The sequence below is a fragment of the Nitrospira sp. SG-bin1 genome (assembly GCA_002083365.1).
Taxonomy (GTDB): Bacteria; Nitrospirota; Nitrospiria; order Nitrospirales; family Nitrospiraceae; genus Nitrospira_D.
The window spans coordinates 112,471-124,828 of record LVWS01000008.1; the positions used below are offsets into that span (position 1 = coordinate 112,471).

The 12,358-nt window shown below is 57.6% G+C and carries 10 protein-coding genes; all 10 read right to left on the bottom strand.

Annotated elements, in window-relative coordinates; translation table 11 throughout:
• Positions 1 to 33: 33 nt before the first annotated feature.
• Positions 34 to 1,425, bottom strand: coding sequence for a UDP-N-acetylmuramate--L-alanine ligase (gene murC, locus A4E19_14975; protein ID OQW37032.1), 1,392 nt, complete (start codon positions 1,423 to 1,425; stop codon positions 34 to 36).
• Positions 1,426 to 1,486: 61 nt separating this feature from the next.
• Positions 1,487 to 2,608: a hypothetical protein gene (locus A4E19_14980; protein ID OQW37033.1), complete on the bottom strand. Its 1,122-nt coding sequence runs from the start codon at positions 2,606 to 2,608 to the stop codon at positions 1,487 to 1,489.
• A complete protein-coding gene (locus tag A4E19_14985; GenBank protein ID OQW37034.1) occupies positions 2,605 to 3,810 on the bottom strand; it encodes a stage V sporulation protein E in 1,206 nt (401 codons plus the stop codon). The genes A4E19_14980 and A4E19_14985 overlap by 4 nt, the downstream gene beginning before the upstream one ends.
• A 35-nt stretch (positions 3,811 to 3,845) precedes the next feature.
• Positions 3,846 to 5,252 carry a hypothetical protein gene (locus A4E19_14990; GenBank protein ID OQW37035.1) on the bottom strand — a complete coding sequence of 469 codons (1,407 nt, stop codon included), beginning with the start codon at positions 5,250 to 5,252 and terminating at the stop codon, positions 3,846 to 3,848.
• Between the two features lie 4 nt (positions 5,253 to 5,256).
• Positions 5,257 to 6,333: a phospho-N-acetylmuramoyl-pentapeptide-transferase gene (gene mraY / locus A4E19_14995; GenBank protein OQW37036.1), complete on the bottom strand. Its 1,077-nt coding sequence runs from the start codon at positions 6,331 to 6,333 to the stop codon at positions 5,257 to 5,259.
• A 14-nt stretch (positions 6,334 to 6,347) separates the two neighbouring features.
• Positions 6,348 to 7,814 carry a hypothetical protein gene (locus tag A4E19_15000; GenBank protein ID OQW37037.1) on the bottom strand — a complete coding sequence of 489 codons (1,467 nt, stop codon included), beginning with the start codon at positions 7,812 to 7,814 and terminating at the stop codon, positions 6,348 to 6,350.
• Between the two features lie 19 nt (positions 7,815 to 7,833).
• Complete coding sequence (locus A4E19_15005; protein ID OQW37045.1) at positions 7,834 to 9,336, bottom strand: UDP-N-acetylmuramoyl-L-alanyl-D-glutamate--2,6-diaminopimelate ligase; 1,503 nt, start codon at positions 9,334 to 9,336, stop codon at positions 7,834 to 7,836.
• 19 nt (positions 9,337 to 9,355) lie between these two features.
• Positions 9,356 to 11,077 carry a hypothetical protein gene (locus tag A4E19_15010; protein ID OQW37038.1) on the bottom strand — a complete coding sequence of 574 codons (1,722 nt, stop codon included), beginning with the start codon at positions 11,075 to 11,077 and terminating at the stop codon, positions 9,356 to 9,358.
• Positions 11,077 to 11,409 (bottom strand): hypothetical protein, encoded by a 333-nt coding sequence (locus A4E19_15015; GenBank protein ID OQW37039.1) that lies wholly within the window; start codon positions 11,407 to 11,409, stop codon positions 11,077 to 11,079. The genes A4E19_15010 and A4E19_15015 overlap by 1 nt, the downstream gene beginning before the upstream one ends.
• Positions 11,406 to 12,326 (bottom strand): 16S rRNA (cytosine(1402)-N(4))-methyltransferase, encoded by a 921-nt coding sequence (locus A4E19_15020; GenBank protein ID OQW37046.1) that lies wholly within the window; start codon positions 12,324 to 12,326, stop codon positions 11,406 to 11,408. The genes A4E19_15015 and A4E19_15020 overlap by 4 nt, the downstream gene beginning before the upstream one ends.
• Positions 12,327 to 12,358 lie beyond the last annotated feature (32 nt).

Here is a 12,358-nt window from a genome sequence, read left to right on the forward strand (position 1 = left end):
TCCATCCGTTCGAGTCCGACGATTCATGAGCCATCACGCAAACTTGAGCCGTGCAAGAATCCCGGTCCCGGCCTTCCAGATATCACCCGCACCCAACGTCAGTACGAGGTCGCCCGGCCTTAAGTGCGGTAACACTTGGTCGGGCATGGTTTCCTTGCGCTCGATAAACGTCACCGATGGATGCCCCGCCGCCTTGATCGTTTCGGCGAGGTTGGCTCCGGACACACCCGGTATCGGTTGCTCACCCGCCGGATAGATGTCCGTCATGAAGAGCATATCGGCGTGGTCAAAGGCATGGGCAAACTCTCCGATGCAATCCCTCGTCCGGCTGTATCGATGCGGCTGGAACAGGACGACCAATCGACGGTCCCAGCCCTGCTTGGCGGCGGCGAGCGTCGCTTTCACTTCGGTGGGATGGTGACCATAATCGTCGACCACCATGATTCCATCCGCTTCTCCGCGCAGATGAAATCGCCGTTCGACGCCCGTGAAGGCCGCCAATCCTTTGCGAATCAGGTCGACGGGAATCTCCAACTCGATGCCGATGGCGATGGCCGCCAAGGCATTGGACACGTTATGAGTGCCCGGCACCGCTAATCGGAAGGGGCCAAGATTTTTTTCACGGAAGTGTGCCCGGAACTCGGCACCCCATTGCTTCAGACTGATATCGGTTGCCTTGAAATCAGGCGATACCCCATTTCGATCGCGAAGCCCATAGGTGTGGTACCGCTTCACGAGACGAGGGAACAGTGCGGCCAAATGATCGTCATCGGCACACAAGACCGCCAACCCATAGAACGGGATCTTGTTGATGAACTCCAGGAAGCTTTCATTGATCCGTTCCATCGACCCGTAATGATCAAGATGCTCGCGGTCCAAATTGGTCACCGCGACGATGGTCGGAGAGAGACGAAGAAACGATCCGTCGCTTTCATCTGCCTCCGCCACAAGTAAGTCGCCACGCCCGAGCCGCGCGTGGCTGCCCAAGGCATTGACCTTGCCGCCGATCACCATTGTGGGATCAAGGCCACCCTGCGCCAACACGTTCGCAACCATCGATGTCGTGGTGGTCTTGCCATGGGCCCCCGCAATGGCCACCCCGAACTTCAGGCGCATCAGTTCCGCCAACATCTCCGCCCGAGGAATCACGGGAATCTGCTTGGCCTTTGCCGCCACGACCTCGGGATTACCGGCCGCTACGGCGGAAGAGATCACCACGACTTGCGCGTCTCCCACATTGGATTCCTGATGACCAATGAAAACCTTCCCACCGAGTTCTTCCAGCCGCTTCGTCGTCTCCGATGCGTGCAGGTCCGAACCGGTCACTTTGTAGCCCATCGTGAGAAGGACTTCGGCGATGCCGCTCATCCCGGCCCCTCCGATTCCAACCAGATGAATCAGTTGTATTTTTCGAAAGAGCGTCATACGGCTGAACCTTTGTCGTCCTGTGGCAATCTGTGATTGAATCCCTCGTTCCCCACCAACATTAGCCTCCGGCCGCTCGAGTAGATTGGTTGATGTCATGTGTCACTCCCATGAGCGCGTAACATTCACCGACGATCACTTCGCCGGCATCGATTCGTCTCATCTCCAAACTCTTCTGCTGCATCTTCTCCAACCGCTGCGGGTCCGATAACACGGCTTCGATGATTTCACCCAGTTTCACTCCGGTAAGATCCGCTTGCGGAAGAACAATGGCACCTCCCGCCGTTTCCATTGCCCGTGCGTTCTTCATCTGGTGGTCATAGATAGCCGTCGGCAGGGGAATGAGAATCGCAGCCTTCCCACAGGCCGTCAATTCGGCGATCGTCATGGCCCCGGCGCGAGCCACCACTAGATCTGCGGTCCGCAGGACCGCAGGCATGTCATAGAGAAAGGGTACGACCTTGGCTTGGACACCGAGCGTCCGATACCCCTCACTGACTCGCTCGAAATCTCCCTCCCCGGTCTGATGCGTGATGGACAGACCGGGAAGCCGTTGACTCAATGTTGACAACCCTTCCAACACCGCACTGTTGATGGCCTTGGCACCCTGGCTTCCGCCGAAAATCAGCAGGTGCTTGCCATGCTGCTTGGTCGCCGTATTGCGGTCCGGCTGCATTAAGAACTGTTGCCGAATCGGTGTGCCGACGACACGCACCTTCTTCCGGTCAAACGAAATCCCGGCCGACTCAAATGCCAAAAAAATCCGCTGGGCCAACGGCGCGACAACCTTGTTCGCTAAGCCGGGATAGGCATTCGGCTCCAGGATCACGCGGGCAATTCCTTTCATGGCCGCGGCCGCCACCATGCTCGGACTCGTATAACCTCCTACGCCGATCACCAGATCAGCCTGCCTCCGCTCCAGGATTTTCAGGGATTGCCAAATTCCGATTGGCACGGAAAGCGCACCTTGCAGCACCTCCAGCAATCCCTTCCCCATCACCGGCTTGGCGGTGATCAACTCCAATTCAAATCCCTCGTGAGCAAGGACCCTCGACTCGATCCCGCGCGCAGTCCCCACAAAGAGAATCTTCGTGGACGGGTTGCGTCGCAGAAACTCTCGAGCCAGCGCGACAGCCGGATAGAGATGCCCACCGGTCCCCCCCGCGGCGATCACAATCGTCATTGCCGATCCGCCCAGCCGCGTCCGTGCTGCTGTCTCGTCTCTTCACGTCCGGCCTGTCGATCTCGCGAGATGTTCAACAAAATTCCGACTCCCGTCAGGCTGATCACCAAGGAGGATCCGCCGTAACTGACGAACGGCAACGTGAGTCCCTTGGTCGGCAACAACCCCGTCACGACACAAGCATTGATCAACGCTTGGATACCGATCAGTGTCGTGATGCCGATTCCCAAATAGCGGCCGAACGGCATTCGCGCTCTGGTGGAAATCTGGAACCCCCGGATCACGAAGAGCACGAAGCACAAAACGATGATCCCCGCTCCGACAAACCCGAGCTCTTCGCCGACGAGCGCCAGCACAAAGTCCGTATGCGCCTCGGGAAGAAAGAACAGTTTCTGCTTGCTTTCCCCCAATCCGACACCGAAGAGTCCCCCGCTGCCGAACGCCAAGAAGGATTGTGTAATCTGGAATCCCGTATCCGACGCATCCCTCCACGGTTCCAGGAACGCCATGAAGCGCTGACGGCGGTAGCTGGATGTTAGGACAAGCGCCAGCCCGATCGGCACGGCCGATAACGCCAGCGTGGAGAGGTGAGACAGGCGCGCGCCCCCGACGAACAACAGTCCTCCCGTCACCAGACCCAGCACCACCGCAGTTCCCAAATCGGGTTCCAAAAGAATCAACCCGCTGATAAGCCCGATGATGAGCAGCACGGGCAGCACGCCGGTGGAGAATTGCTGAAGCCGTCCATCTTTTTTCGTCATGTACGCAGCCAGATACATCACGCCGATCAACTTCGCCATCTCGGCCGGCTGAATTGAAATGGGCCCCAGCCGTAACCAACGCCGGGCCCCGTTGGCGGCGACGCCGATTGACGGGATGAGGACCACCACCAGCAACATGATGACGAGACCGATGAGCGGAATCGCCAGACGTTTCCACCAGATGTAATCGATCCGAGACACCGCATGCAGCAACACCAAGCCGAACATCAACCACGCCAATTGCCGCTTCAAGTAGTACCAGGAGTCGTGAAATCGATTGCCTGCCACCACGGCACTCGCGCTGAAGACCATCACAAGACCGACCAGCGCCAGCGTGATGGTCACGAACAGCAGGATATGATCCATCCCCACCCGCTTCGGGGCGCGCGGGCTCACGGTGGGCCATGGCAAGGCCAGGGTCCCTGCAGATCTCTGTGGCATCTTCCTGCGTCAATGCTCCTCTGCTTTGCCAACGGCTATGCCGGCAAGGATTGTACGAGGGCCTTAAACTGCCGCCCTCGATCCTGATAATCGGCAAACATGTCGAAACTCGCGCAGGCGGGCGACAACAACACCACGTCACCCGCACAGGCTCCCGACGCGGCCGACTCAACCGCCTGCTTCAATGTGGCGGCCCGTTCGACCGCCTGATAGCCTTCCATTACTTTCGCAATCAGCGGCGCTGCTTCGCCGATCAAAATGAGCCGCTTCACTCGCCGACGAATCGCGGGAGTCAACCGAGAAAAATCTCCTCCCTTGTCTCGTCCGCCGGCGATCAACCAGATCGGCTGGTCGATACTTTCCAATGCTTTGAGTGTCGCGTCCACGTTGGTGCCCTTGGAGTCGTTGATGAACCGCACCCCGCGCCGCTCACGAACGATCTCCAACGCATGCTCCAAGCCCGGAAACTCTCTAAGGACCTGACGAACGGCGCTGAGAGAGCACCCGCTCAAGAGGGCATAGGTTGCCGCCACCATCGCATTTTCGACGTTGTGATTGCCGATGATTTTGACTTCTTCCTTCGCACAGATCGCTTGAGTCTGACCCGTAACGGTCGTCATGATATGATCGCGATCGAGATAGGTGCCTCCTGCCAGATCGGACGGTAAGGTCGGGGTCTTCGTGAAACCCAGTACGCGAGCCTTTGCGTTCCGCCGTAAAGGAGCCACCCGCGAATCGTCGAGATTGAAGAGGGCATAATCGGATGGAGTTTGGTTCTCGAATATTCTGTTCTTGGCCGCAATGTATTCGTCTATCGACTCATAACGATCCTGATGATCCACCGTTACGTTGAGAATCGAGGCAATCCACGGATGAAACTGCTCAATGGTTTCCAACTGAAAGCTGGATACCTCCACCACCAAGGCATCGTACGGACATGGGCGCCCCATCTTCATGACTTGCAGCGATTGCACCGCGGCCTCGCTGATCGCCGTGCCCAAGTTACCGCCGACAAATACTCGTTTCCCGCTCGCTTCCAACATCTTTCCGATCAGCGTCACCGTGGTGCTCTTTCCGTTCGTACCGGTGACGGCCAGGATCGGAGCGGAAAGAAATCTTGAAGCCAGGTCCAGTTCACTGATGACCTTCACCCCTCGGCGACGAACTCGTTCAAGGGCTTCCAATCGATAGGGAACTCCAGGGCTAATGACCACGAGTTCTGCCTGGTCCAGCGCCGACTCATAATCACTCCCCAACACGAAGCAGGTTGCTGTCTGATCCAGCGAGCCAAGCACCCGGAGCAACTCTCCTCGATCTTTCCGATCGGCCACCGTCACCACCGCCCCGGCCTCCTGCAAGAGGCGGACAGCGGCGACACCGCTCCGGGCCAGCCCCACGACGGTGACGCGAGCACCCGTCAACTGTGTGTCAAGTCCCACCATTTCCTTACCTCAACTTGAGCGTGCTCAAGCTCAAGAGCGCCAGCAAAATGGCGATGATCCAGAGGCGCACGACCACCTTGGGCTCCTCCCATCCCTTCATCTCAAAATGGTGGTGAATCGGAGCCATGAGAAAGATCCGCTTCCCTCTGGATTTGTATGAAGCGACTTGAAAAATGACCGACACGGCTTCGATCACGAAGACACCGCCGACCAGCAGCAACAACAACTCATGCTTGCTGATGACCGCCACGGTCCCCAGCGCCGCTCCGAGCGGGAGCGACCCTACATCTCCCATGAAGACCGAGGCCGGGTACGTGTTGTACCAAAGAAACCCAAGACTCGATCCCAGGATGGCCGCCGTAAAGACCGCCAATTCCCCGGCTCCGTCGATGTGGGGGATGAGGAGATATTCCGACATCAATCGGTGACCCGTGACGTAAGCCACCACGGTGTACGCCAATGCCGCGACCATCACCGGGCCGATGGCCAATCCATCGAGACCATCGGTGAGGTTCACGGCATTGGAACTTCCGACGATGACCAGAATGGCAAAGACCACATAAAACCATCCCAAGTCCGGCATGAAATTCTTGAAAAACGGCACGCTCAACTTCGTGTTGTAGCCGGGCAACGAGTACAGAATCATCGCGACGATGAGCGCCACGGCTATCTGAGCCGTGAACTTTTGCGACGCCGAAAGCCCTTTCGACCGAGCCTTGATGAACTTGAGATAGTCGTCCGCAAACCCAATCGCACAAAATCCCAGCGTCGCGGCAAGCACCAGCCAAATGTGAGGCCGTGAGATGTCGGCCCAAAGCAACGTGGACAGTGTGACCGCGAAGATAATGAGGATGCCTCCCATCGTAGGGGTTCCACTTTTGGCCAGATGTCGCTTCGGGCCGTCGTCGCGTATTTGTTGCCCCAGCTTGATCTCTTGAAGCTTGCGAATCACCCACGGCGCAAGCACGAAGGCGATCAGGAACGCCGTGACGGCGGCGTAGATGATGCGAAAGCTCTGATACCGAAAGACGTTCAGAAACGAGAACTCTTTATGGAGCGGATAGAGCCAGATATACAGCATAGTCTGAAAGACCGTTACGAAGCCTTCTTCTTCGTGCGCGTAGCTCCTAGGACTGCCTCAGCAACCAGTTCTAATTTCATCCCACGCGACGCTTTGATCAGCACGGCATCACCGGGTTTTACGAGCATTTTCATGGCGGTAGCGGCGGCGCGTGCATCCGGCACTTCAAGAATACATGATGGATTTAGCCCCGCCTGCTTCGCACCCTTGGCTAGGCTTCGCCCTAATACGCCACAAGCGATGAGCCGATCGATGCCCTGGCGCGCCAAGAATCCGCCGACTTCCTCGTGCATTTGAGCGGCATTCGGACCGAGCTCCAGCATATCCCCCAGCACGGCGATTTTCTTTCGCTTGGCTCCCGTTTGCGCGAGCAATTGCACCGCCGCTTTCATGGAGGCAGGATTGGCATTGTAGCAGTCGATGATCAACTTCACGCCTTGTTTGACGATCATTTGCGACCGCATGGCAGCCGGCCTGAACCGGGACAGTCCTTGAGCGATCACCCCTCCGGGAAAGCCGAGGGCCGAACCGACCGCCCCTGCAGCCAACGCATTGACGATGTTGTGTTCTCCCTGAACTCGAATATGGACAGCGGTGGAACGTGCCGTTCCTGGAAGCAGAAGACGAAAGGTCGCCCCCTGGCGCCCGTCTGATTTCACGTCCATTGCGCGGACGTCGGCCTTTGATGAAAAGCCGAACGATACCACCCGACATCGAGCGCGCGCCGCGAGATAGTCGTAATACGAATCGTCCGCATTCAGGATGGCCGTCCCATCATGAGGAAGAAAATCGAGCAATTCCGCCTTCGCCTGAGCCGATACCTCCATCGTCCCGAAGAACTCCAAATGGTCCGGACCGATGTTCGTAATGATCCCGATCGTGGGCCTCGCTATTTCACAGAGCCTCGCGGTCTGGCCGATATTGTCGACTCCCATCTCGATGACCGCTGCCTTGTGTCGATCGCCGAGATGGAGCAATGTCTGTGGAACTCCTACGCGGTTGTTCAGGTTACCCTCGGTCTTGAGGATCTTCCAGCGACGGGCCATGATACCGGCGACCATTTCCTTCGTCGTCGTCTTGCCGTTGCTCCCCGTGACTGCGACGACCGGAATATGGAACCGGCTTCGGTGGTATGCGGCCAGTTGCTGATACGCCCGGAGTGGATCGCTGACGCCGAGAAGAATCGGCCGGATCGGCTTCGAGCCCCGCTTCACGGTCAGCCCCGACACATCGAAGGAATCGAGTACGATCGCTCCGACGGCGCCGCGGGACAGCGCCGTCGCCACAAACTCGTGGCCGTCGAATCGATCTCCTCGCAACGCGATAAAGAAGTCTCCAGGTCGAAGAGACCGAGTATCGAGACTGATTCGCCGGATACGGTGTTTTGCTCCTCCGGCCCCATCACCGGCCAAGACTCTCGCGCCGATCACTTCCCGCACTTCATCGACGGTAAACAGCGTCATCTGGATGCTTCCGTGCACCGACTAGCCCATCCTTTGGCTAGACGCGGGTCCCGAGTCGCTCGATGGCGTCGCGTGCCACCTCACGATCGTCGAAATGAATCTTCTTTGTACCAAGGATCTGGTAGTCTTCATGCCCTTTGCCGGCGATCAATACCATGTCCGCACGCTGAGCTTCCCGCACCGCTTCTTCGATGGCCTCCCGCCGATCAGGCACCTTTCGATACTGTACATGTGGCCGTTGCCGGAGCGCCTCGAGCACTCCGACTTCGACTTGATCGATGATCGAGAGGGGGTCTTCGGTTCTGGGATTGTCCGAGGTCAATATCACGACATCGCTGTAATGCACGGCCGCTTCCCCCATCCTCGGCCTCTTCCCCCGATCGCGATCTCCGCCACACCCAAAGACAGTGATGATGCGTCCGGTTTTCAGCGCTTGTGCCGCCGTCAACAATCGGACCAAGGCGTCTTCGGTGTGGGCATAGTCTACAGCCACCGTAAACGGTTGGCCCGCCATCACCCTTTCGAACCGTCCCGGCACGTTCATGACCTTCGCCACCGCCTGACGAATCTGCTCTGGCGTAGCTCCTTCGTGGAGCGCGACCCCGATGGCAGCGAGCAAATTATAGACATTGTGTTCACCCACAAGATGACTCTCGATCGGAAAGCTTCCGGCCGGCGTCGCCGCGATAAAGGTGGTCCCTTGAAGAGACAGTCGCACCGCTTCAGCACGCAGATCCGCCTTGGCCTTCAGCGCATAGGTCCACACGGGCGCAGGACACAGCCCGACGATACGTTTCCCATAGGGGTCATCGATATTGACGATCCCCCGTTTATTCGACTTGCGCCCTCCCTTCAATCCTGTAAAAAGTTTCAGTTTCGCCTCAAAGTACTCTTCCATGGTCTTGTGGAAATCAAGATGATCCTGAGTCAGATTCGAAAAGACCGCCACGTCATATTCGCATCCACTCGTGCGATCCTGCGCCAGGGCGTGAGAAGACACTTCCATCACGGCAGTGGCGCACCCGCCGGCTACCATTTCGGCAAGCAGCCGTTGCAGTTCAAGAGAACCAGGCGTCGTGTGTGTCGCCGGTATCGTCCGCGCACCGATTTGATATGCGACGGTTCCAATCAACCCTACGGATCGCCCAAGCGCTTCCAACAGCGCTTTGCAGACATAGCTCGTGGTGGTTTTTCCATTGGTCCCCGTCACGCCGATCATTCGAAGATGCGACGATGGGTCTCCATAAAAATGACTCGCCAGCAGACCGAGTGCCTTTCTGGAGTCGTCAACGCGGACGAACGGAAGACGCACCCCAGTGACCGGCTCCTGCGACACCAACGCGGCTATCCCCCCCCTAATTGCCACCGGAATAAAGTCATGACCATCGACCCGCTCGCCTTTCACGGCGACAAAGAGGCTGTGGGGAGAGGCGGCTCGAGAATCGTCGGTGATTGCACCAACCGACACACCCATGTCCCCCTGACAATCAAGGATCTTCACCCGTTCGTCTAACCCCTGAAGCAGAGTTGCCAAGGTCATCGGCATTGTTCAAGTACGCTTACGGCCTCCGGGAGGCCATCGCCACCGTGATAGGCGCATTCGACGATGGCACGCCCAAGTAGCTTAACACCTGTTCCCCAACGCGACTGAACACCGGAGCGGCCACCGCCCCGCCCGACACCTCACCTTGAGGTTCATCGATGACCACAATCATGGCAAGCTGAGGGTTGTCGGCCGGTACATAGCCCGCAAAAGACGCGACAAACCGAGTGGCGGAATAGGTTCCGGTCCGGGGGTCGATCTTTTGAGCGGTACCGGTTTTCCCGGCCACACGGAACCCTGGAATAGCCGCCTTCGTCCCGGTGCCGTCCGTGACGACACCTTCAAGAATCTTCGTCACACTGCGAGCCGTTTCCGGAGAAACAACTCGCCGCTTGGTTTGAGGAGGCACCTGCCTCACGATATGGCCATCAGCGTCTCGTATTTCTGAAACTACGTAAGGTTTCATCAATACACCTCCGCGGGCGATGGCTGCCACGGCGGATACCATTTGAAGCGGCGTAACCCCGATTTCTTGCCCCATAGAGATAGAGGCGACTGAACGACGCCCCCAGTCTTTTGGATTTCTAACCAATCCGATGCCTTCCCCAGGAAGGTCGATCTCCGTCCGCTGGCCGAAGCCGAATGCCTGGAGATATCGATAGAGCCTCTGCTCTCCCAACGCCATACCGGTCTTCGCCGCCCCGATGTTACTCGACTTCTGAATCACCTGAGCAAACGAGACCCATCCCAGTCGCTCATGATCATGAATCACGGTATTGGCGACCGTCATCTGGCCATGTTCCCCAAAGACCATCGTATTGGGCCTGACCACCCGTTCCTCGATGGCGGCGGCAGCCATCATTGCCTTCATCGTCGACCCGGGCTCATACGCATCTGTCAGCGCCCTGTTTCGCCAGCGATCAGGACTGAGCGCCGACACGGCATTGGGATCGAATCGGGGACTCACTGCCATAGCCAACACCGCGCCGGTCTTTGGATCAAGCAGTATTATTGTTCCCGACTTGGCCTGCGCACGACTTACCGCATTCTCGAGCTCCCTCTCGGCGATCGACTGAATCACCTCATCAATCGTTAGCGCGAGGCTATGGCCGGGCGTCGGATTCCGTTCCGCCATCCCCTTGGGGAACACCGTTCGCCCGAACGCATCGCGCTGCAGCACCATCATCCGCTTTTCGCCGCGCAAGTACGAGTCGTAGCGATGCTCCACACCTTCCAAGCCCTCACCATCCATTCCCGAAAAGCCCAACACATGAGCGAGGAGCGGACCTTTGGGGTAAAATCGCCTCCCCTCCATCACAACCCCGATTCCATCCAGCGACAGAAGATCGAGCCGACGCCCCTGCTCCGGATCCAGCTTCCGAGCCAACCACACGAAACTCCGGTCCTGTCGAAGTTTTCGTTCCAACTCCTCGGTTCTCACATGCAGAATCTGTGATAACTGCCGGGCGGTCTTGAGTGGGCTCTCCAATGTCGTCGGGACTCCGAATACGGACGGTACCTCCACATTCATGGCGAGAATCTTGCCATGCCGGTCGACGATCGTACCGCGCGCCCCTTCCAGCGATACCGTCTTTTGATGTTGCCGATCCGCCTTGACCGAGAGTTCAGCCGCTTGCCACACTTGTAAGGTGGCGAGGCGGAATAGCACCACGCCAAAACCGCCGAGCAGCAACAGCAAGAGGACGTACCGACGACCGCGCGAGAGAGAACCGGCCACTAGAACCTCCCGCTGGGAAGATCATTCTTGGCGACTTTCAGTTCAACCAACGCGACATCGGAAGGACGAACGCCACTTGGCTTGGACTGGACCACAATGAGCTGCCCTTGCTGAGGGGGACTCATGCCGAGCTTTTCAGCGGCCAATTTCGCGATCCGGTCGGAGGCACTCAATGCGGAAAATTTGACGCGGAGCTCATCCCGCTGACGTTCCAGCGCCGTCTTGTCACGTTTCAACCGCTCGATGTGATAGCCGATCCGCACCACATCGACGCGTTCCCAAACAAATACAAACACGAGACAGAGTCCTACAAAAACAGCGACGGCCTTCATAAAAACCCCATGCTCGGTTGACGTTCAGCGACTCGTAATTTGGCGCTCCGCGATCGGGGATTCGCTTCGCACTCGGCTTGGGAGGGGAGGATCGGTTTCTTGGTGAGTATCGACAAGGCGGCGGCATGCCCTTGCGAGAGGGAGCGGAACGTATGCTTGACGATACGATCCTCGAGGGAATGAAAGGAGATCGCGCAGATCCTCCCACCTGAGGCCAGCACTTCGGCGGCATCTCGAAGCGACGACTCCAACCAGTCAAGTTCCTGATTCACCGCAATGCGAAGCGCTTGAAACGTCCTCGTGGCACAATGAATCCGTCCGTGGCGATAAGACGCCGGCACGGATCGGGCGATAATCGAAACGAGTGCACCTGTCGTCTGGATGGGACGGCGCTGTCTTTCTTGTACGATTGCTCGAGCAATTCGCCTGGCATATCGTTCTTCTCCATACTGAAAGAATATGTCCGCGAGATCGTGTTCAGGACTGCTGTTCACTAGATCGGCGGCGGTTTGTCCGATGGCTTGATCCATACGCATATCCAGCGGACCTTCTCGTTGAAAGCTGAACCCCCGTGAGGGATCGTCCAGCTGTGGAGATGAAACCCCGAAATCAAAAAGCACACCGTCGACCGTCGAGACACCCGTTTCAGCAAGGTGCGACTTTAGATTTCGGAAATTTGCTTGGCGCAACACTATACGATCTCCGAATCGAATCAATCGCCGCCGACAGAACTCAATGGCTTGAGAATCCCGATCCAAGCCCACAATCTTTGTTCCAGGGGGGCTAGAGGTTAAGAGCATTTCCGCATGCCCACCATACCCCACCGTACAATCCAAAATAGTTGTAGATCGCCCAGAGATGAGCCAAGAACAAACTTCTGGACCGAGTACTGGAATATGTAGGTTTTCATTAGCAATATTTTCCCCCACATACCTCCACTTCCACCCAC

Bases quoted from the DNA above. Each gene is read 5' to 3' on its own strand.
- A4E19_15015 (OQW37039.1), bottom strand. From the start codon at position 11,409: ATGAAGGCCGTCGCTGTTTTTGTAGGACTCTGTCTCGTGTTTGTATTT.
- murC (OQW37032.1), bottom strand. From the start codon at position 1,425: ATGACGCTCTTTCGAAAAATACAACTGATTCATCTGGTTGGAATCGGA.
- A4E19_14980 (OQW37033.1), bottom strand. From the start codon at position 2,608: ATGACGATTGTGATCGCCGCGGGGGGGACCGGTGGGCATCTCTATCCG.
- mraY (OQW37036.1), bottom strand. From the start codon at position 6,333: ATGCTGTATATCTGGCTCTATCCGCTCCATAAAGAGTTCTCGTTTCTG.
- A4E19_15005 (OQW37045.1), bottom strand. From the start codon at position 9,336: ATGACCTTGGCAACTCTGCTTCAGGGGTTAGACGAACGGGTGAAGATC.
- A4E19_14985 (OQW37034.1), bottom strand. From the start codon at position 3,810: ATGCCACAGAGATCTGCAGGGACCCTGGCCTTGCCATGGCCCACCGTG.
- A4E19_14990 (OQW37035.1), bottom strand. From the start codon at position 5,252: ATGGTGGGACTTGACACACAGTTGACGGGTGCTCGCGTCACCGTCGTG.